This window comes from Leeuwenhoekiella sp. A16 (assembly GCF_047946675.1).
GTDB lineage: Bacteria > Bacteroidota > Bacteroidia > Flavobacteriales > Flavobacteriaceae > Leeuwenhoekiella.
On the sequence record NZ_CP172313.1, the window covers coordinates 1,784,099 to 1,805,355 of the forward strand.

17 protein-coding genes are annotated in these 21,257 nt (G+C 37.8%); 8 read left to right on the plus strand and 9 right to left on the minus strand.

The genetic code is table 11. The features are described 5' to 3' along the window. Positions 1-98 precede the first annotated feature (98 nt). The 3 genes from ACH3O9_RS07635 to ACH3O9_RS07645 all read right to left on the minus strand — a co-directional run bounded on the left by ACH3O9_RS07635 (position 99) and on the right by ACH3O9_RS07645 (position 7,699). Complete coding sequence (locus tag ACH3O9_RS07635; RefSeq protein ID WP_416445910.1) at positions 99-2,810, minus strand: PD-(D/E)XK nuclease family protein; 2,712 nt, start codon at positions 2,808-2,810, stop codon at positions 99-101. 70 nt (positions 2,811-2,880) lie between these two features. After that, positions 2,881-4,260 (minus strand): OmpA family protein, encoded by a 1,380-nt coding sequence (locus ACH3O9_RS07640; protein ID WP_416445912.1) that lies wholly within the window; start codon positions 4,258-4,260, stop codon positions 2,881-2,883. Positions 4,261-4,561: 301 nt separating this feature from the next. Then, on the minus strand, positions 4,562-7,699 hold the full coding sequence (locus ACH3O9_RS07645) for a UvrD-helicase domain-containing protein (protein ID WP_416445914.1): 3,138 nt from the start codon (positions 7,697-7,699) through the stop codon (positions 4,562-4,564). A gap of 165 nt (positions 7,700-7,864) precedes the next feature. Here ACH3O9_RS07645 and ACH3O9_RS07650 point away from each other — a divergent pair, with 165 nt between their 5' ends. Then, positions 7,865-8,473, plus strand: coding sequence for a superoxide dismutase (locus ACH3O9_RS07650; protein WP_416445916.1), 609 nt, complete (start codon positions 7,865-7,867; stop codon positions 8,471-8,473). A gap of 380 nt (positions 8,474-8,853) precedes the next feature. Here the strand turns inward: ACH3O9_RS07650 and ACH3O9_RS07655 are convergent, their stop codons facing one another. From ACH3O9_RS07655 to purN, 4 genes are all read right to left on the minus strand, one after another. Next, the gene (locus tag ACH3O9_RS07655; RefSeq protein ID WP_416445918.1) at positions 8,854-10,755 is read right to left on the minus strand and encodes an amidophosphoribosyltransferase; all 1,902 of its coding nucleotides are present in this window, start codon (positions 10,753-10,755) and stop codon (positions 8,854-8,856) included. Between the two features lie 44 nt (positions 10,756-10,799). Next, a complete protein-coding gene (locus ACH3O9_RS07660; protein WP_416445920.1) occupies positions 10,800-11,723 on the minus strand; it encodes a PfkB family carbohydrate kinase in 924 nt (307 codons plus the stop codon). Positions 11,724-11,792: 69 nt separating this feature from the next. Then, positions 11,793-12,425, minus strand: a complete 633-nt coding sequence (locus tag ACH3O9_RS07665; protein WP_416445922.1) for a viroplasmin family protein — start codon at positions 12,423-12,425, stop codon at positions 11,793-11,795. Continuing rightward, complete coding sequence (gene purN / locus ACH3O9_RS07670) at positions 12,418-12,996, minus strand: phosphoribosylglycinamide formyltransferase (RefSeq protein ID WP_416445924.1); 579 nt, start codon at positions 12,994-12,996, stop codon at positions 12,418-12,420. The genes ACH3O9_RS07665 and purN overlap by 8 nt, the downstream gene beginning before the upstream one ends. Before the next feature lie 181 nt (positions 12,997-13,177). Between purN and ACH3O9_RS07675 the strand changes: the two genes are divergently transcribed. The 5 genes from ACH3O9_RS07675 (at position 13,178) to pyk (ending at position 17,451) form a co-directional block, all read left to right on the plus strand. After that, positions 13,178-13,411: an acyl carrier protein gene (locus tag ACH3O9_RS07675; RefSeq protein WP_416445926.1), complete on the plus strand. Its 234-nt coding sequence runs from the start codon at positions 13,178-13,180 to the stop codon at positions 13,409-13,411. A 19-nt stretch (positions 13,412-13,430) separates the two neighbouring features. Beyond that, positions 13,431-14,684, plus strand: coding sequence for a beta-ketoacyl-ACP synthase II (gene fabF / locus ACH3O9_RS07680; RefSeq protein WP_416445928.1), 1,254 nt, complete (start codon positions 13,431-13,433; stop codon positions 14,682-14,684). A gap of 6 nt (positions 14,685-14,690) precedes the next feature. Next, a complete protein-coding gene (gene rnc / locus ACH3O9_RS07685) occupies positions 14,691-15,437 on the plus strand; it encodes a ribonuclease III (protein WP_416445930.1) in 747 nt (248 codons plus the stop codon). 86 nt (positions 15,438-15,523) lie between these two features. Then, positions 15,524-16,015, plus strand: a complete 492-nt coding sequence (locus ACH3O9_RS07690; RefSeq protein WP_416445932.1) for an IPExxxVDY family protein — start codon at positions 15,524-15,526, stop codon at positions 16,013-16,015. Further along, complete coding sequence (pyk, locus tag ACH3O9_RS07695; RefSeq protein WP_416445934.1) at positions 16,015-17,451, plus strand: pyruvate kinase; 1,437 nt, start codon at positions 16,015-16,017, stop codon at positions 17,449-17,451. The genes ACH3O9_RS07690 and pyk overlap by 1 nt, the downstream gene beginning before the upstream one ends. Here the strand turns inward: pyk and dinB are convergent. Next, positions 17,448-18,560, minus strand: coding sequence for a DNA polymerase IV (gene dinB / locus ACH3O9_RS07700; RefSeq protein WP_416445936.1), 1,113 nt, complete (start codon positions 18,558-18,560; stop codon positions 17,448-17,450). The two genes, pyk and dinB, sit on opposite strands and share 4 nt — an antisense overlap. 85 nt (positions 18,561-18,645) lie before the next feature. On the opposite strand from dinB, the gene ACH3O9_RS07705 reads away from it, so the two are divergent. Further along, positions 18,646-19,311: an NAD-dependent epimerase/dehydratase family protein gene (locus tag ACH3O9_RS07705; RefSeq protein ID WP_416445938.1), complete on the plus strand. Its 666-nt coding sequence runs from the start codon at positions 18,646-18,648 to the stop codon at positions 19,309-19,311. Beyond that, entirely contained in the window at positions 19,298-19,774 is a 477-nt protein-coding gene (locus ACH3O9_RS07710; protein ID WP_416445940.1) for a CYTH domain-containing protein, read from the plus strand. The genes ACH3O9_RS07705 and ACH3O9_RS07710 overlap by 14 nt, the downstream gene beginning before the upstream one ends. Positions 19,775-19,854: 80 nt before the next feature. Here the strand turns inward: ACH3O9_RS07710 and ACH3O9_RS07715 are convergent, their stop codons facing one another. Beyond that, entirely contained in the window at positions 19,855-21,255 is a 1,401-nt protein-coding gene (locus ACH3O9_RS07715; protein WP_416445942.1) for an efflux transporter outer membrane subunit, read from the minus strand. Between the last annotated feature and the right edge of the window lie 2 nt (positions 21,256-21,257).

The following is a 21,257-nucleotide window of genomic DNA, read 5'->3' on the forward strand; positions in this document are numbered from 1 at the left end:
TACCACTGGTTTGAATGCTGAATTTTCACCCCAGATTAGAATTCTACAGCCAGTTTTTTAGCCTAGAAAAGCGATTTTTAGCCTATAAACCCGGGTTTTTAAACTTCTTTCTCAATAAATGGGATGTCGATATTGAGAATTTCTACAACCAATGATTGTAAATGTTCTTCAAATTTTAATAATATCTCTTTTGAAATAAGCTTATTCCTGTTTTCTTCAAAACTCATAAAACCGGCGCTAAGATTTTTAAATGAAATTATGCCTGCTTCAACGTCCTGATGAGAATCTGATTCTTTTGAGAGCATCAAGGCATAACACAGAACCTGAAAAGCCTTACCGTGTTTTTTATAATCTGAAGTTAATAATTCCCATTCAGAAATTTTTAATTCTCCAGCGATTACTTTGCCGGTTTTATAGTCTAAAACGCGTGTTGTTCCGTTAAAACGATCTATGCGATCTACAGTTCCTTTTAAGTGTATCGTGGTATCGCCAACGGTAAACGGGACTTTGTATTTTTTCTCAAGACTTTTAATAATGATCTCGTTACCGGCATCTAATTGGCTTATTTCAGATTTAATAAAATTCTTTACAAATTGCTGAGCTACATGAAAAATGATGAGGTTTTTACCTGTTTTGATGTTTGCCAGATTATATTCTTTAGCAAACTGATCTTCCACAAATTGCGGTACTAATTTTAAAAGCTTAAGAAGAATTTCTTTAGATAAAATCGTATTTAGATAAGGCGTATATAATTCTTCCAGAGCCTGATGAACAATTGTACCAAGCGTATTGTAAGCCACAATATCTTCAACATCATCCAGTTCATTTATACCCAAAACATATTTGTAGTAAAAATCAATAGGGTTGCGTATATATGTGGTCAATGCTGACGGAGACAAGCCGTAGTTAGCATGTTTTTTTAAAGCCTCTATTATTGCCGGTGTCTTATCGATCTGTTTAAGCTCGTGTTTGTGCAATGTCACTTTTGCACTCGCTGATGATTCTGTGAAGTTGTACACCGCATTTTTATCTGTGGCGAGCTGTAAGAGAAATCTACTTTTCTCACCACTATTTAAGCCGTCTGCCTGATTGTTGTATAACAAATGCACGTTTGATGCTCTTTGCAGTAATCTGAAGAAGTGATAGGCATAAACTGCATCTTTCTCGCGATAAGTAGGTAGTTTATAGTCTAATTTAAGATCGAAAGGAATAAAGCTGTTCTGACTCTTACCAGAAGGAAGTACACCTTCATTTAGCGAAGTGACAATAATGTTTTTAAAATCAAGTACACGTGATTCAAGCACACCCATGATCTGTAGGCCAGTGTAAGGATCTCCTTTAAAATCTACTGTTTCTACCGCCAGCAACTCTTTATAAAAGCGCTGTAGCGTTTTTATATCATTGATGTAGTTGTAGTCTAAACAAAGATTTTTAAGTTGTTCAAATATTTTAAGAAAGGCATAGAGGTATTCAAGCTGAATCCAGTTTTTTTGCGGCAGAAGTATTTCTTTAATCTCATTGATCAATAAAAGTACACTGTTGAGACTTTGAGATATCTTATTTTGCCACGGACTGAATAAATACTTCGTTGCCTTAGTCTGGGGGTTGTTCCAGATCTGCTCAAAGTCGGTTTGAGTAATGTAGATGAGATTATTTTTTAAAATATGATCTCTTAGATGTTGATGTTGGCCTTGTAACAAAAGTTGAGTATATGGTTGTCCTAATAAGGCAAGAACATCTTTATAGAAAAAGTGCCCGTCTCGCGAGTTAATTTGCATTGTGAACCAGTTCTCAAAAAAAGCTGCATCAGGAACCTGATTAAGCGGCAGACCCATTGTGACATTGAGGTTCTTTACATTTTCTGGCAGCGAATTAAGCAATGGCAATAGGAGTGTCTCACTGCCTAAAACAATTGCTGTTTCAGTAAGTTCCTGGTTGCTGAGATCTTTTAATAATTGCCCCACATATTTTACCTGCCCAATGTTTTGAGAAACGGCAACGGCTTTAATTTTTTTAGACTGTTCAAAATACGAAGAGCTGCCTTTAAAATCGTGGTTCTTATAATAAGACCAGTTTTTGCGATAATCTTTGATGAACGTATTGACGACATGTTTCTCGTCATTGAGAAATTTGTTGTCTATATCCCAGTAGATTTCGGCTTTATCAATATTAAGAAATGACTGTATAATTTTTTGCTCTGCAGCATTGAGTGCATTAAAACCTGCAAAGACAAAAAAGCCAGTTTGCTTAGAAGCATAATGATCTGTTTTACGTGCAGATTCTTTATAAAGCATGCCTTGATAACCGATGCCTTTTTCGCGTAGGTGTGTTGAGAAGCTATGGTAATACTTTTCTATTGCGCGCCAGAATGAGAGATAATTAGTAACCAGATCTGATGGTGTTTCATCTGTAGACCAATGGTTGAGTTCTTTCACGGCTGTGAGATAATTAAAGAAATCGTGAGTGGGAATTAGATATCTGTCAATCTCATTAAAGTCACCTATTAATGTTTGTCCCCAACCAAGAAATTCTAGAAAAGAATCTGAATTTTGAGCGTTTTCCTGCCTGTAAATATGGTATAGTTCCAGCTGTAGCTGGGTAGAAGTCGCCAGAGTCAGTTTTGAAATGTCTGCAATTAGGTCTTCGATCGCAAGTATGCGTGGTAAAAATGTAGAGGTATGAAGCTTAGCGGCTAGCTTCTTTTTTAGGAATGTTCCTGCTCGTTTAGAGGGAAGTATAAATGTAAGTTGAGTGACATCAGAATGATTTTTTAAGACATCATCTAGTACTTCTTCTATGAATGTTATCATAGACTAAAAATAAAAAACGCCCTGATTAATCAGGGCGTTTTCTCAAATATTATGGTTTCTATTTATAGAATTATTCTTCTATAAGAGAAAGCTCAACTCTTCTGTTTTTCTGTCTTCCGGCAGCAGTAGCGTTGCTTGCAACTGGTCTTGTCTCACCAAAACCTTGAGAAGATAAACGATCTGCAGGGATACCCTGGCTTGTTAAGTACTCACGTACTGAAGCAGCACGCTTGTCAGAAAGTTCCATGTTATACTTATCGCTACCAGTACTATCTGTGTGACCTTCTATTAAGAATCTTGTATTAGAGTATTCTTTCATAGTTTCAGCTACTTGGTTAAGAGTTTCGTAAGACTCTTGACGGATAGTTGCTTTGTTAAGATCAAATAATACTGAACGTACTTGAACGTTGATTTCTTCAAGAACCTCTACAGTTACTTCAGGACAACCGTTGTTAGCAACAGTACCAGCAACTTCTGGGCACTCATCATCTTTGTCTAATACACCATCGTTATCTTTATCTTCGTAAGGACAACCGTTGTTAGCAGCAGGACCAGCCTCATTAGGACAGTTATCATCTGCATCTTTAACACCATCACCATCAGCATCAGGACAACCGTTCATTGCAGCTGTACCAGCTTCAGTTGGGCACTCATCATCTGGATCTGCGATACCGTCACCGTCTGTATCAGGACAACCGTTAAATTCTGGTAAACCAGCAGTTGTAGGACAGTTATCTTCAGAATCTTTTATACCATCACCATCTGTATCAGGGCAACCGTTGAATTCTGGTAGACCAGGAGTTTCTGGGCACTCATCATTCTTGTCATAGATACCATCACCGTCTGTATCTTTTCCGCCAAAAGCGAAACCAATACCTGCAGTGTGTTGCATGTGCTTAGTATAGCTATCTTCAAATGCATGCTTGTAAGTAGAGCTTAGGTTTAAGTTAAGTGATTCACTTAGCCAGATTTTAAGACCTACAGTTCCGTTTGCAGTACCAAAGCTAGACATGTCACCAATAAATGTGTAACCACCACCTACTCCTAGGTAAGGATCAAACCAACCACCTTCGCCAAAAAGAGCGTCGCGGAAGCTATAAGAGATCATACCGTCAACAGCATAATATGCTAAATCATCAGCCTCTGTATCTCCTAATTTGTCTAATTTGTTTACAGAACCACGTACACCTAATACGAAGCCATCACCTATATAACGACCTACAGAAAGTGTTGATACTGAAGGAAGAATATTCCAGTGATCATCTACATTGTAAAATTCGTCAAGGAATTCTCCTCTTAAGTCTGGAAAAGCATCTCCAACTGGATAAGTGTCAATGGCATTCACGCCTATCGAAATTCCCCATGGATTATCTTCGTCTTGTGCATTCGCAGAACTAGTTCCTAAAAATACTAGCGCAGCGAACAATAGTAATCTGCTAAGATTTTTCATATTCAAAAGTTAATTTTAAGTGTTAATTAGAGCAAAAGTAAGTTGTTAAAAATTATGAACAAAGCTAAAAGTAATAAAATTTTATTAAAACAATGCCTGTTATAAGATACTGTTATAACCTATTTAATCAATGATTTTCAGAGATTTTCGTTTAAAATCACCCGCTTTTTTGAAGTCTTAAAACGGCGTTAGCTTTTCAAGCCCATTATGTTAACAACCCTGCTATTTTAAGATTTTGCTTTCTGTGAAAATTAGAATAACTATACGGTCTATACTTCCTTATTGTGGTAAAATGTAGGGCTTATAAAACCAAGAGTTGCTCCGCTTCGTTAAGATAAACAATTACCTTTTTTTCTACTTTAAAACCCATATCTGCTAATGCTATTGCATAACCACTTATTTGGTTTTTATGAGCATCGTTAGGAGCTCCCGTCTTATAATCTAATAAATATGCTTTTTTAGATACATCTGTCTCGACACGGTCTGGCCGTAGTACATCGCCTTGGTATAATATGTCACGTTCATTATATATATGGTGTGATTTATTAAAGAAGCCTTCTTCCTCAAGCCGCGATGTTAGACCCAGCAGATTTCTTTTGAGAAGTGGCAGTTCTTCTGCTGTGATGAAGCCTGATTTATATGCCAGTTCCAGTTGGTTTTCTATTTCAGCTCTGGTTTCTATTTGAGCCATGATATCGTGAATGATATTACCAGTAGATATTGCCTGTTGTCGTGCAGTATCCCATAATTGTTCTGCCTGAGTAACCACAATTATGTTGTGCTCTTCTTTTGCAGATGAGATAATATCGAGGTTTTCATCGGTTTTTGCCTGATTTTCGGGTTTAGAAATGCGATTTTTAGTACCAAAATCAAATAATCTCGCATCATCTTTCCAAAGTCCTGCCTCATCGAGATAGTTAATTAAAATGTCTGCAAAGGTTGTGGGTTCTGTGCCGGGTTTGCTTCTTTCGCTACAGCGAGACACAATATAAAGTTGCTCGACTGCTCGTGTAAGTGCTACATATAATATATTGAGGTTGTCAAGTTGTTGCTGTTGTCTTTTTGCATTGTAAAGAGCAGCAGTGTTTTCATCAATATTCAATAATTCTTTTTTCTGACTTAAAAGCAGTGTTTCAAAACCTAAGAATTGTTCGGGATCTGTTCGATACCAGTTAGTATTATCAGATCTTGGATATAGATCGCTTTCTGCGAACGGATAAATTACTACCTGAAACTCGAGGCCTTTAGCTTTATGAATTGTCATCACCTGCACCGCTTTTGTAGAAGGCGGTGTGCTTATACTTTTACGCTCTTTATTCTTTTCCCACCAGTCCAGAAACCCATGAATTCCTGCCTCATTCTTCTGGGTATAATCAAAAACGTTATCAAGAAAAAACTGAATATGAGAACCTCCGTCTGTAAGATCAAACGATCTAATTATATATTCTACGGCCTCATAAAGCGGCAATAGTGCACAACGATCGAGATCAAAGTCAATATTGTAATCTTGTAATGCTATAAAAAGCTGTTGACCTGTTAGCTTAAGGTGTGAACTATAAAACTCATGCGGTTCTTTTAATTTTAGGAGATCAAGAGCGAGATATTCTAAAATCTGTATGCTAATCTCAGATGAATCTGGTTGCAGAATAAATTGTAATACAGCAGCAATAAACCGTACCTGTGCAGATTGATTGATCAAAAGGCTTTCGTTAGAAACAACAGGAATGTTATTCTCCTGCAGAAATTGGGCAATAGCCACACCTTCATCATTTTTACGCACAAGAATACATATTTCGCTTAAAGCGAAATTGACCTTGGCTTCATCTAGAAGGGCTAAAGTTTGCTCCAGATAAAGAGGTATAGCTTCTTCTTTAGTCTTTGCCTCTACAAAAGAAATGGAAACATAACCGCCGGTTTTTGCGTTGAATTTCTGGCTATTGCCTTCGATGTAAATCTTAGAATAATCTGCAAATTCAAGGCTGGCAGCAGCTTGCGTAAATAACGAATTATTGAAGTTTATTACCTCAGAATAGCTTCTGTAATTAGACTCGAGGTCTATTCTTTCTTTATTTTGATTTTGGAAAGGGTTGTGATCACCTGAGAGCTTGATAAACTGTTCTGCGTAACCGCCCCGCCATCTGTAAATGGCTTGCTTTGGGTCACCCACAAGCATAAGACTGTTGAGAATATCGTCTTTTTTTTCTGCGCTCACGGCATTATCAATCAGCGGAATCATGTTTTCCCACTGTAGAACCGAAGTGTCCTGAAACTCATCTATAAAATAATGTTGATATCGCTCGCCCAGTCTTTCGTAAATAAATGGCGTAGGTTGACCGGCGATATTCTTATTGATAAGTTCATTAAAATCGGAAATTAGAATGAGATTTTTTTCAGCCTTTATTTTTTGTACTTCGTTATTTATAGCTTGTAATACCGATAACGGAGTAAGTTTTTTTAAAAGTTCTTCAAAAAGTAAAATCTGAAGTATATTATGCTGTATGATTTTAAAAGCGCGCACTATTGTGGGAGCCGCTTCATCTATAATAGCTTTTATATGCTGCTTTTGTGATTTTGTGTACAAAGGCTGGTTCTCAATATTAAGCGCCCATCCTGCCTGAAAGTTTATGTTGAAATTACCGTCACAGCACTTTTCTAAAGCTTTAGGGAGATATTTACCACTAAAATTTGCAGGTTCTAAGCCTTGTTGTTCAATATACTCGAGAGTTTGTGTTGCTGTTATTTTAACGTGTTCAGAAACCGTTCTGATCTTATCAACTAAATGCTTTTTTAAAGCTGAAAAATCCTGTAGTGACTTTCCTTTTAAGAGTTGTAGAAAGCTGCGGTCGTTCTCGCTGAGAAGTAATCTGCCAATATCGTAAAGATCTTTAGAAATATCCCAGCTTTTATCATCGTCTGTTTTTTCTAATGCATAATCAAGAAGCACAGGCGTCACGAGTTTGTCTTCTCCGGCTTTCTCTATAAGATTATCAACAGCCTGCTCCAGAACTTCTGTCGTGTTTAGCTCAACTTCAAAATTTTGCGGGATTCTAAGATCATAAGCAAATGTGCGTATAATACGATGTGTAAAATTATCTATGGTAACAACATCAAAAGAGGCGTAATCCTGAACAATATTTTTAAGAATTCGCTCCGATTTTTTGATGATTTCTTCCGATTTTAAGCCCGTTGCGCCCGATATTTCGTTAAACATGGCAGTGGGAGATTCCGCGATCGTAGGTTCACTAAATTCCTGAAGGTTTTTAATAATGCGAGATTTCATTTCAGCAACCGCTTTGTTAGTGAAAGTTATCGCAAGTATATTTCGGTATTTAAATTCATTATTACTCTTTAAAAGTATAATTAGGTAATTGCGCACGAGGGCAAATGTTTTCCCCGCGCCGGCAGAAGCATTGTAGATAGAGATAGCTGGTAGTTGCATAGTCCCGAAGATAGCAAAACCCATATAAAATAATATAAATAATAAAAAGAAAGAGACTAATGTTAAAAGTTAAGAGTATTATAACAGTAGACGGTTTTTTACACGGGCAACTATGCTTAACTTTGGTAACCAACTAAATAAATAATTAACGTAAATACTCATAAAATGGCATTTGACTTACCAGAATTAAAATATGCGAAAGATGCATTAGAACCTCATATAGATGCAAAAACTATGGAGGTACATCATGATAAACATCACGCAGGATATACAAGCAAGCTTAACGCAGCTATAGAAGGAACAGACTTAGAAGGTAAAACCATTGAGAATATTCTTTTAAATCTTGATATGACTAACACTGCCGTGCGAAATAATGGCGGTGGATATTATAACCACAACCTTTTTTGGGAAATTATGTCTCCAGATGGTGGTGGGGAGCCTACAGGTGAACTTGCTGAGGCTATTAGCAGTGCATTTGGTTCTTTTGAATCATTTAAGGATGAATTTACCAAAGCTGCCGGAACAAGATTTGGTTCAGGATGGGCGTGGCTTTGTGTACATGAAGGCGGAAAACTTGAGATCTGCTCTTCAGCAAATCAGGATAACCCATTAATGCCAGATGTAGGATGTGGTGGTACACCAATCTTAGGTCTTGATGTTTGGGAACATGCTTATTATTTAAAATATCAAAATCAACGCCCTGCTTACATTGAAGCTTTCTTTAATGTAATTAATTGGGAAGAGGTTTCCAGCAGATATGCTCAGAATAAATAAAAGTTTAAAACCTTTTAAATATGAAAGTCCGGTCATTGATCGGACTTTTTGTTTTAGGGCTTTTGCTAAACTTTACTTATATAAGTTGAAAGCAGAAGTGATATTGAAATGTTTCTTGCAGAATAGTCGGGTCGTTAGGAAGCAAACGTATGATTTGATTAAGGAATGACGAAGTATCAGTTGAGTCGCTACTGTAGAATTAGCTTCAATTTAGACCAAATAAAAAAGGTGGAAAGATCCACCTTTTTTGCCCCAAATCTACCATGAACTTAACCTACTTATGCTATGGCTCTGCTAATATAAAGGAGTACTCTACGAGTTTCCAAAACTTTTAGACTAACGGCCCAATTTTTAGATTAAGTACACAAAAATATGCTGTTTTAGTATGCTCTTGCTACACTTCCTTCTACATAATTGATAAAAGAACGGTTAACAACGCGGTTACCACCAGGGGTTGGGTAGTCTCCTGTAAAGTACCAGTCACCTAAATTTTTAGGACATGCTTTATGTAGATTATCAACCTTTTGATAAATAACACTTACTTCTGGTTTAATGGTTTCATCTTTTAAAAGCTCTGCGATCTTTGCAGATATTTCTTCATCTGTAAATGGTGCGTAAATATCTTTTACATAATTGGTCACATCTTTATCTTCAAAATCTACCTGAGCTTTACATTTTTCATAAACAATGTCAATAAGCTCCTCCTTACCTTGTTCTTCAAGAAGATCTATTGCGGCTCTAAATGCGATAAAATCCTGTAAACGCGCCATATCGATGCCGTAGCAATCTGGATAGCGAATCTGTGGTGCAGATGAGACAACAACAATCTTTTTAGGATTAAGTCTAGATAACATTTTTATGATACTCTTTTTAAGTGTAGTACCGCGTACAATACTATCATCTATAATAACTAAAGTATCTGATGGTTTAACAACGCCATAAGTGACATCGTAAACGTGTGCGACAAGATCGTCTCTGCTGCTGTCTTCTGTAATAAAGGTACGCAGCTTAACATCTTTAATTGCTATTTTCTCAGTTCGCAATTTTAACGACAGGATATCGTGTAGGCCAGCTTCGTCAAGAGTATCTTTTCGGCTTAGGATTTCAGCCATTTTTTGCTTGTCGAGTTCCTCCTGTGCAGCTTCTACCATACCATAGAATGATGTTTCTGCAGTATTAGGAATGTAACTAAAAACAGTATTTTGCGTATCGTGCTCTATACTTTTAAGCACTTCTGGCATTAGAAGTTTGCCCAGAAGTTTACGTTCCTGGTAAATTTCTGCATCACTACCTCTTGAGAAATATATTCTTTCAAAAGAACAGGCTTTTCGCTCAAGTGGCTCTTGTATTTGTTCTATTAAAGTTTTTCCGCTTTTTTTAATGATAATCGCATGCCCGGGATCAAGCTCTATGACTTCATCAAAAGGAGCATTGAATACTGTTTGTATAACCGGTCTTTCACTGGCTACAACAACAATCTCATCATTTTTGTAGTAATAGGCAGGGCGTATACCTGCGGGATCTCTAAGTACAAAAGAATCTCCATGACCTAATAGACCGGCCATTACATAGCCACCATCCCAGTCTTTTGAAGCTCTTTTTAAGATTTTACCTACGTTTAGACGCTCTGCGATCTGTGGTGAAGCTTCAAATTTTGAATAACCTTCTTTTTTTAGCTTTTTGTAAACTTTCGCTACAGCGTCATCCAGAAAATGCCCAATCTTCTCCATCACAGTAATAGTATCGGCTTTCTCTTTAGGATGTTGTCCCAGCGATACCAATTTGTCAAACAACTTAAATACGTTTGTCATATTAAAGTTACCTGCAACGATAAGGTTACGGTGCATCCAGTTGTTTTGACGCAAAAATGGATGAACGCTCTCAACGCTATTCTTACCAAAAGTGCCATAGCGCACATGACCCAGAAGTAATTCGCCCACGTAAGGCACATGTCTCTTCTGCCATGCCACATCATTTGCCTGTTCTGGAGTAGCTTCGGCTAATGTGTCATTGATGCGTGAATTTATCTGTGCAAAAATATCCTGTATGGGCTGCTGCGCAACAGAACGCTGTCTGCTTATGTAGCGCTCACCGGGTTTCATATCTAGTTTAATACTGGCAAAACCCGCACCATCCTGACCGCGGTTGTGCTGTTTTTCCATCATTAGATACATCTTGTTGACCCCGTAAAAAGCACTACCGTATTTCTCCTTATAGTACTCAAGAGGTTTTAAAAGGCGAATAACCGCAATTCCGCATTCATGTTTAATACCGTCACTCATAACTCTATAAATAAATTACGCCCCAAAATTTTTGGGGCGCGGGGTTATAATTTAATATCAAACTGCGTAAGACTCTTAAACCTTAGCAGCCGCTTGTTAATTTCTTCTTGTGTTAAATGTAGCATCCGCTCTGTGCCAAATTTCTCAACACAAAAGGAAGCAAGATTTGAGCCATAAATTATTGCTCGTTTCATATTCTCAAAAGAATGATCTCCTGTACTTGCAATGTAGCCGGCAAAACCACCTGCAAAGGTGTCGCCAGCGCCGGTAGGATCAAAAACCTCTTCTAAAGGTAAAGCAGGGGCAAAGAATATTTGCTCGTCTTTAAATAATAAAGCACCATGCTCTCCTTTTTTTATCACCACAAACTGAGGTCCCATTTTGTGTATTTTTTGGGCAGCTGTTACAAGAGAATATTCTCCTGTTAACTGTCTCGCCTCTGCGTCATTAATTGTAATAACATCTACACGAGCAATTACTTTTTTAAGATCTTCAAGAGCATTATCCATCCAGAAGTTCATCGTATCAAGAATTGCCAACGTAGGTTTTGCATTCATTTGATCTAACACACTTAGTTGGACTAAAGGATGCAGATTTCCTAACATAACTATGTCAGAATTTTTATATGCTTCTGGTACTTTAGGATTAAAGTCTGCCAGCGTATTCAATTCTGTTATTAAAGTATCGCGTGAATTAAGATCATTGTGATAAAGACCTTTCCAGAAAAAAGTTTTTCCACCCTCAACGATCTCAAGACCGTCAAGATTAATGCCTTTATTAGCTAAAATATCGATATATTCTTGTGGAAAATCGTCTCCTACAATAGAGACTATAGCCGGGTCTACATTAAACTGCGATGCAGCCAGCCCGATGAAAGTGCCGGCACCTCCTAAAATTTTACCGGTTTTACCAAAAGGGGATTCAATTTCATCAAAGGCACAGGTGCCTACAATCAAAAGTTTGCTCATTCAAAAAATTTTTGCAAATATACACTTTTGCAATCCGAATATGTAATTATGAAGTTTTGAAGTGCGAAATCATTTTCGCCCAAAATCTGCGGGAATCTCTCCCCATACCTTTGTCTCCCATTTAGCAATGGGCGTGCTGTAAGTATTTGTTTTTAACCAATTTTCGGCTCGGCGCACAAGGTCAAAAATAGTTTTATTAACAGCGGTTTCTTTTAGGTTTGTCTTACATTTTTTCTGCCGCACCCAGCTTATTGCGATGCGAGAATCTGAATAGAGAATAAGGTTGCTGTTCTTCTTCTTTAGAAAGGCAAGACCGTGTACCAGTGCGAGAAATTCACCTACATTATTTGTTCCCTGATTAAAAGGGCCAACTTTAAAAAGTTCTTTTGCAGTTTTAGTTTCTACACCGCGATATTCCATAATGCCGGGGTTGCCACTACACGCCGCATCTACTGCAATTGAGTTGTAATTAGGTTCGCCTATGCGCGCCAGCAGTTCTTTGTCGACAATTTTAGGTGTTGTTTTACCTTTATAATCATTGTAGTTGCCATTGTATGCTTTTTTCGCTTCAGCGAAAGTTGAGAATGATTTATACTGCGCTCCTTTATATCCTGTAATGGCAGCTTTACAATCGTTCCATTTATTATAAATGCCGGGGCGTTTGCCCTGCCATACCACATAGAATTTTTCTTTTTTAGCCATTTTTTGAGCTTAAAAGGAGGTTTTCTATCACTACAGGGAAGTTTTTGTATTCTAACTGGTGAATTTTTTGGGCAAGTGTTTCAGGAGTATCTTCTTTTGTTATTGCCGTTTTTGCCTGAAAAATTGTAGAGCCTTTGTCATATTCATTAGTCACATAATGTATAGTAATGCCAGATTCTTCTTTCGCTGCAGCGATAACAGCATTGTGTACATGATGGCCATACATGCCTTTGCCACCAAAGTCTGGTAAAAGGGCGGGGTGAATGTTTATGACCTTATTTGGGAATGCTTCAAGAATATTAGTTGGGAATAACCATAAAAAACCGGCTAGAACTATTAAGTCTGGATTTGCGTTTTTAACCAGGTCTAATACATTTTCTGTCTCATAGAGCGCAGTGCGATTAAAATAGAAGGCACTTATGTTAAATTTATTGGCTCGTTTTAAAACAAAAGCATCTGCTTTATTAGATAGGATTAAGACCACTTCTGCAGTCTGTTTTTCTCTAAAATAAGTTACAATGCGCTCAGCGTTTGTCCCGTCGCCAGAGGCAAATATCACGATACGTTTCATAGCTGCATGGGGAGTGTTTGTGAAGCTACAAAACAAAGAATTATTATTAACTTTTTGAAAGGTAATCTGTCAAATCTTGATTTTAAATCATTAAATTACGTACACATTTTTGGGGTTAGGAATGGTGATAACATAAAGTTTGCTATTTTTGCCACTTAATTAAAAATTAAATTTAAAGATTATGTCAGACATTGCATCAAGAGTAAAAGCCATCATCGTAGATAAATTAGGCGTTGATGAGAACGAAGTCGTTGCTGAAGCTAGCTTCACTAATGACTTAGGAGCAGACTCATTAGATACAGTTGAACTTATTATGGAGTTTGAAAAAGAATTTGATATCCAGATTCCAGACGATCAAGCTGAAAACATTGCGACGGTAGGGCAAGCTATCTCCTATATTGAAAACGCAAAGTAAGAAGTAAGCAGTACACCTTATGGAGTTAAAGCGAGTTGTAGTAACCGGTCTTGGAGCGTTAACACCTATCGGTAACAATATTGAAGAATATTGGGACGGATTGCGTTCAGGGAAGAGTGGGTGCGCCCCAATTACCTATTTCGACGCAGACAAGTTCAAAACAAAATTCGCTTGCGAGCTTAAGAACTTTAATGCTCTCGACTACTTTGACCGGAAAGAAGCCCGAAAACTAGATAGGTTTGCTCAGTATGCAATGGTCTCTTCAGATCAGGCAATAGCAGATGCTGGTATTGATCTGGATGAGGTAGATAAATTTAGGGTTGGTGTTATCTGGGGTGCAGGAATTGGCGGTTTAGAAACCTTTCAAGATGAGGTTATAAATTTTGCTAATGGCGATGGCACACCAAGATTCAATCCTTTCTTTATACCTAAAATGATCGCAGATATTGCACCGGGTAACATCTCTATAAAACATGGTTTTATGGGGCCTAATTACACCACTGTTTCTGCTTGTGCCTCTTCTGCAAATGCAATGATAGATGCCTTAAACTATATACGTTTAGGACATTGTGATGTTATTGTTACAGGAGGGAGTGAGGCCGCAGTAACTATGGCCGGTATGGGAGGTTTTAATGCGATGCATGCCCTTTCTACCCGTAATGAAAGTCCAGAGACTGCTTCCAGACCTTTTGATGCTACCCGTGATGGGTTTGTGTTAGGAGAAGGAGCAGGAGCTCTTATTCTTGAAGAATATGAGCACGCTAAAGCCCGTGGAGCAAAGATCTATGCTGAATTATTAGGTGGCGGTATGTCTAGTGATGCTTATCACATGACTGCTCCTCATCCTGATGGTATAGGCGTTGAGCGCGTTATGTTAAATTGCTTACGCGATGCAAATTTAAAACCAGAAGATGTAGATGCTATCAATACACATGGTACTTCTACACCGTTAGGAGATGTAGCAGAGTTAAAAGCAATTACTAACGTTTTTGGAGATCATGCTAAAGATATCAATATCAATTCTACAAAATCAATGACGGGACACCTGTTAGGAGCTGCAGGAGCAATTGAAGCAATAGCTTCAATTCTTGCAATGAAGAACAGCCTTGTGCCGCCTACCATAAATCATGGTACTGTAGATGAAAATATTGATTCTTCATTAAACCTTACTTTAAACAAGGCGCAGGAACGAGAAGTCAATGTTGCTATGAGTAACACCTTTGGCTTTGGAGGTCATAATGCTTGTGTCGTTTTTAAAAAAATAAGCGATTAGTACTATATGAATGCTATTCGCAACATATTTAATTCCCGTTCTGAAAAGAGCGGGAATTTTTTTGCAGTGGTCGAAAAAATCATTGGCTTTAAGCCAAAAGATATTGGCCCTTATGAAGAAGCATTTACACATAGATCATTAAACCTGAAAAATAAAAAAGGGCACTCTTTAAATTATGAGCGTCTTGAATTTTTAGGCGATGCTATGCTGGGCGCGGTTATAGCCGCCCATTTATTTAATGAAGTGGGGCATGGTGACGAGGGCTATCTTACTAAAATGAGATCTAAGGTTGTAAGTCGTGAACACCTCAATGAGTTAGGAAGAGATCTGCATTTGCTCGATCTTGTGAGGTCTGCAATTCCTAAAGAGAATTTTGGTGCAAATATTCACGGCAACCTCTTTGAAGCATTAATAGGGGCGATTTACAGAGACCGCGGTTATAGTTATGTGAAGAAATTTATATATAAACGCGTTGTAGATCCCTATGTTGATATAGAAATGCTTGAAGGCAGGGTTATAAGTTATAAAAGTATGCTTATAGAATGGTGCCAGAAAGAAAAGAAATCATTCAACTTTAATACATACGAAGACAACGGTCTTGATCTGGTAAAACACTTTTCGGTTAAACTAACTATAGATAATAAGCAAGTTGCTAAAGCTCGAGCTACCTCAAAAAAGAAAGCAGAAGAAAAGGCTGCAAAACGCGCATATTATGCATTTCAGAATAAAATAGATGTGCAACAGTTTAATTAGATAACAGACAAATCCTGTTTAAATCTTAATATTCAGGGTCAGTTTTTATTTATTACTTTACCTATATTTAACTCCTATTATAAAGTATGGCGACTGTAATGTTATTATTAGATGACGCACTTGAGTATGACTTTACGGTAGTTGCAATACACTGCTCGTTAGAAGATTATCGTCTTGCTTTTTTAATTAATAAATATGCAGGTTTACACCTAGAACGTACCCGCAATGACATAGATTATAAAGAAACGGGCTACTCTGCACTTTTTCCACTTTTTAAGTATAATGATTCAAGAAATTACATTGATTACAGCCTTGTAAGTAACAAGTGCAAAACGGCCAGCAATGGAGTTACAAGTAGTAACGGACTGTTTCAATCTAATGCACATGCACATTATAAATCAATAAATTTGCTGCCAGAATTTAAAAAGGCAGATTTTTTGCTGAAAATAGAGACTGATTCTAATACTTTTGCCAAAGCTGCTTTAATGGCAAACTTAAACCAGATACCCCAGATCGTAACAGCATACGAGGTAGAGGTAAACCAATTAAAATCTAAAAAAAATTTAATATTCGAATAATGCCAGATAGAAAAAAGACCAAAATTGTGGCCACATTAGGTCCCGCCACAAGTACTAAAGAAGTCCTGCATTCAATGATCAAAGCGGGAGCAGATGTATTTAGAATAAACTTCTCTCACGCAGATTATGAAGATGTAAAGGAGCGTATAAAGATGATTAGAGAGTTAAGTGAAGAATTTGGGTACAATACTTCTATCCTGGCAGATCTTCAGGGTCCTAAACTGCGTGTTGGGAAAATGAAAGAAGAAGTAGAAGTGAATCCCGGTGATATTATTACTTTTTCTACTGCAGAAGAGTTTTTAGGTACAAAAGAGCGAGTTTACATGAATTACAAGGAGTTTCCTCGTGATGTAAAAAAAGGCGAGCGTATCTTACTCGATGATGGTAAACTAATATTTGAGGTTCTTAAAACAGACCACGAGCATGAAGTAGAAACAGTTGTTATACAAGGTGGGCCATTGCGTTCTCGTAAAGGCGTGAACCTACCTAATACCAATATTTCACTACCTGCATTAACCGAAAAAGATATTGAGGACGCAATTTTTGCGATCTCGCAGGAGGTAGACTGGATGGCACTTTCATTTGTAAGACATGAGGGAGACCTTATGCAATTGCAGGAGCTAATTAAAAAGCATTCAGCTTACAAGATCCCTATTATTTCTAAAATAGAAAAACCAGAAGCTGTAGTAAACATTGATAAAATCGTAGCATATAGCGACGGTTTAATGGTTGCACGTGGTGATCTGGGTGTAGAAATTCCTGCAGAAGAAGTACCGCTTATTCAAAAGCAATTAGTGCTTAAAGCGAAACAAGCCAGAATACCGGTAATTATCGCTACCCAAATGATGGAAACCATGATAGATAGCCTTACTCCTACAAGAGCAGAGGTTAACGATGTGGCAAACTCTGTTATGGATGGTGCAGATGCAGTTATGCTAAGTGGTGAGACATCTGTAGGTAAATATCCTGTGCAGGTGATTGAGAAAATGGCTTCAATTTTAATGAGTGTTGAAGATTCACCATTAATTCATGTACCTCATGAGCCACCGCACATACGTACAAAAAGATACATCACTAAAGCTGTTTGTTATCACGCAGCTCTTATGGCAAATGAAATTTCGGCGAAAGCGATTACCACTTTAACTAACAGTGGTTATACGGCATTCCAGATTTCAGCATGGAGACCTAATGCACACATTCTGGTTTTCACCTCAAATAAGACGATTTTATCGCGTTTAAACCTGCTTTGGGGCGTTAAAGCGTTCTATTATGACAAGTTTGTATCTACAGATGAAACTGTAGGCGACGTAAATAGAATTGCTAAGAAACGCGGTTATGTTAAGAAAGGTGATATGGTAATTAGTTTAGCGTCTATGCCAATGACAGAGCAAGGCATGGTTAATACATTGCGTGTACGCGAAATAACAAATAACTAGAAATCAAATTTTAATTGAACAGCGATTTCCTCTACAGCGGGAGATTCTTCTTTTTCTTCAGTATTTAAGTTGGCCAGGGTAATCCCCAGCAAACGTACAGAATTAAGAAGTTTTTCCTGATAGAGTAATTCTTTTGCCACTTCAAGAATTATAGATTTATTTCTTACGAAATAAGGCAAAGTTTTACTTCTTGTTTTTAGGGTGAAATCGCTGTACTTTATTTTTAAAGTAATTGTCTTGCCGGCTACAGGTGTTTTTATAAGTCTACGCTCTATCTCCTCGGCAATATTTTCAAGTCTTTCTATCATAAATACTTCAGAAGAAATATTTTCTGAAAATGTGCGCTCTGCACCCAGAGACTTTCTTATTCGGTCAGGTTTAACAACGCTGTTATGAATGCCGCGTACGACATGGTAATAATGTGCGCCACTTTTGCCAAAATTTTGCTGCAGAAAAGTTAGATCTTTAGTTTTAAGATCTCTGCCGGTAAAAATGCCCAGCTGGTACATTTTCTCTGCTGTCACCTTTCCTACGCCATAGAACTTTCTAATTTCCAGTTCTTCTAAAAAGGGAATCACCTCTTCAGGATTTACAGTTTTTTGTCCGTTAGGTTTGTTTACATCGCTGGCAACTTTCGCAATAAACTTATTTATTGAAATACCTGCCGAAGCATTTAAACCGGTCTTTTCTTTTATTTTTCTTCTTATTTCTTTGGCGATAAGGCTTGCGCTTGGGTTGCCTTTTTTATTCTCTGTTACGTCAAGGTAAGCCTCATCAAGAGAAAGTGGTTCTACCAGATCCGTATATTCAAAAAATATGGCTCGTATCTGGCTGCTTATTTCGCGATAGCGATCAAATCTGGTCTTTACAAATATAAGTTCAGGGCATAATTTTCTGGCAATTGTACCTGCCATTGCGCTACGCACACCATATTTTCTGGCCTCATAGCTTGCAGCACTTACAACGCCGCGTTGTGAACCGCCACCTACAGCAATTGGTTTCCCGCGAAGTTCAGGATTGTCAAGTTGCTCTACAGAAGCATAGAAAGCATCCATATCAACGTGGATTATCTTTCTAACGGGCAACTGAATTTCAGCACTTGTATTCATTACACAAAAATACTGCAAAGCTCAATGCATTCCTTTAAATTTGTATATGATGCGTATATAAAAACCTCCTTAAACAGGTAAAAAATTGGCAAAAACAGCTATAATTTTAGGAATAACCGGTTTAACAGGAAGCCTTCTGGCGAAAGAACTTCTCGCGTCTCAGGATTACGAAAAAATAATCGCCTTTTCCCGACGAAAATCGGGTTTAAAGCACCCAAAATTGACCGAATATATAATTGATTTATTTGATCTGGAGGAGCAAAAAATGCGGTTTAAAGCTGATGTGGTTTTTTGCTGCATAGGTACAACCAAGGCAAAAACGCCAGATAAAGATCTCTATCATAAAATAGATTACGGTATTCCTGTGGCCGCGGCCTGTCTATGCATGGTTAACAATATCGATACGATGATCACTATTTCTGCAATTGGCGCAGATGCGCAAAGCAAGATCTTTTATAACCGTACTAAAGGGGAGATGGAAAGTGATGTGGCCGGTTTAGGGATCAAAAATTGTTATTTTTTGCAACCGTCATTAATTGCAGGAGATCGTGATGAAAAACGCACATTAGAAACGGTGAGTAAAATGATTATGACAATTATCAATCCGTTGCTAATTGGTGGGTTGAAAAAATATCGAAGCATACACCCGCTTACAATTGCCAAAGCCATGATACAAGTGGCTAAAAATGGATATAAACACGTAATTATTCCGTCTAACGAAATTAAAGCAATAGCACATGGCACTTATTGAAATAGAACGCAAATTCTTAGTAGAATCACAGGATTTTAAAACCGAAGCAGTTAAAAGTATTCGTATTTCTCAAGGATACCTAAACAGCAATCCTAGCAGAACTGTACGTGTGCGTATTTATGGCGACGAGGCGTTTATAACCATTAAAGGAGCTTCTGATAAAAGTGGCACAACAAGGTTTGAATGGGAGAAATCTATCGCCGTTGAAGAGGCAGATGCTTTGTTAGAACTTTGTGAGCAGGGAATTATTGATAAGATGCGCTATGAAATACCTCAAGGTGAACATGTTTTTGAAGTAGACGAGTTTTTTGGAGCAAATGAAGGACTTGTCGTCGCAGAAATTGAGCTTAAACATGCTGATGAGAAATTTGCACATCCTTCCTGGTTGGGGCAAGAAGTAACCGGTGAGATACGCTACTACAATTCGCAGTTAAGCAAACACCCTTTTATAAATTGGTTATAAGAAATTATGAAGCATAAAAAAAGCCAACCCGCAAGGTTGGCTTTTTCTTAAAGTTACTTTAGGGGGAAAAGCATCTCGTTTTATTTCCATCCGCCGCCCAGAGCTTCATAAAGATCTACTACAGAGCGCAACTGGTTGTATCTGGCATTTATAAGGTCAAGTCTTGCATATAATGCATTCTCACGGGCATTTAAAACTTCAAGGTAATTAGCCAGACCATTATCTAGTAACTGTTCAGAGTAATCTGTCGCCAGGTCATAGGCATCAAATTCCTTTTGTTTTATTTCTATTTTTTGAGTTGCGGTATCATAGCTGTATAAAGCATCAGACACCTCTTTGCTTGCCGTAAGAATGGCCTGCCTAAAATCAAGCCTTGCTTGTTCCTGCTGAGCTTGTGAAACCTCGTATTGAGTTCTGTTTCTCCGCTGATTAAAAATAGGCTGTGTAATACCACCCACCAGCGTTGCAAAAAATGATTCAGGATCAAACAAAGTATTAAAATCTAAACTTTGCAACCCGCCGGAAGCGGTAAGCGTAAGTGCAGGATAAAAGTTACTTCTTGCGGCATTTGTTAGTTCAAAAGCATTTACAAGATTGTACTCTGCAGAGATTACATCTGGTCTGTTTCTCAACAGCTGTGCAGGCACACCTATTTTAAGTTCTGTAGTTATTTCCTGCTCATCTAAGGAGGTTCTTTCAATATTTGAAGGAGTTCTTCCCAATAGAATTGAGAACGTATTTTCCAGCAAACGCGATTGATTCTTTAGATCAATAAGAATAGCCTGCGCATTATACAACTGCGCTTCGGTTTGCTTAACGCCTACTTCTGTAACATTACCGGCATCTTTAAGTGCTTGTGTGGTTTCAAGACTGTTCTCTCTCGTAGAAATTGTTTCCTCGGTAATACGAATTTGTTCGTCAAGCGAAAGCAACTCATAATAAGAAGAAGCAATTCTTGAGATCAATTGCGTTTTTACAGCCTGATGTGCAGCTATTGATTGCAGATAACTTGCCTGAAACGCTCTTTTCTGACTACGAATTCTTCCCCAGATATCTGCTTCCCATGAAAGATCTGCACTTACCTGATATTGATCTAAGGCTGAGAACAAACTTCCGAACTGACTATTTTCAGAAAGCTCCTGATGCGTATATGTTGCGCCTCCACTCAATGTAGGTAAATAACCTGCCTTTCCCTGCTTAAAATAAGCTTCAGAAGCCAAAATATTCTGTAATGCTACCCGAATATCTATGTTGTTTTCGAGACCTTCTTCAATATAAGATTGCAGCGTAGCATCAGTAAACATATTTCTCCAGGATACTTCCGCAATATTCAGGGTATCCTGAGTAAGCATATCTGTACGGTAGAAATCTTCATTAATAATCTCTTCCGGCCTTTGGTAATCCTTAGCCACAAAACAGGACTGTAAGCTGAATACGACGCCTATTAAAATGAGGAATTTAAATTTATATATGATTTTCATTT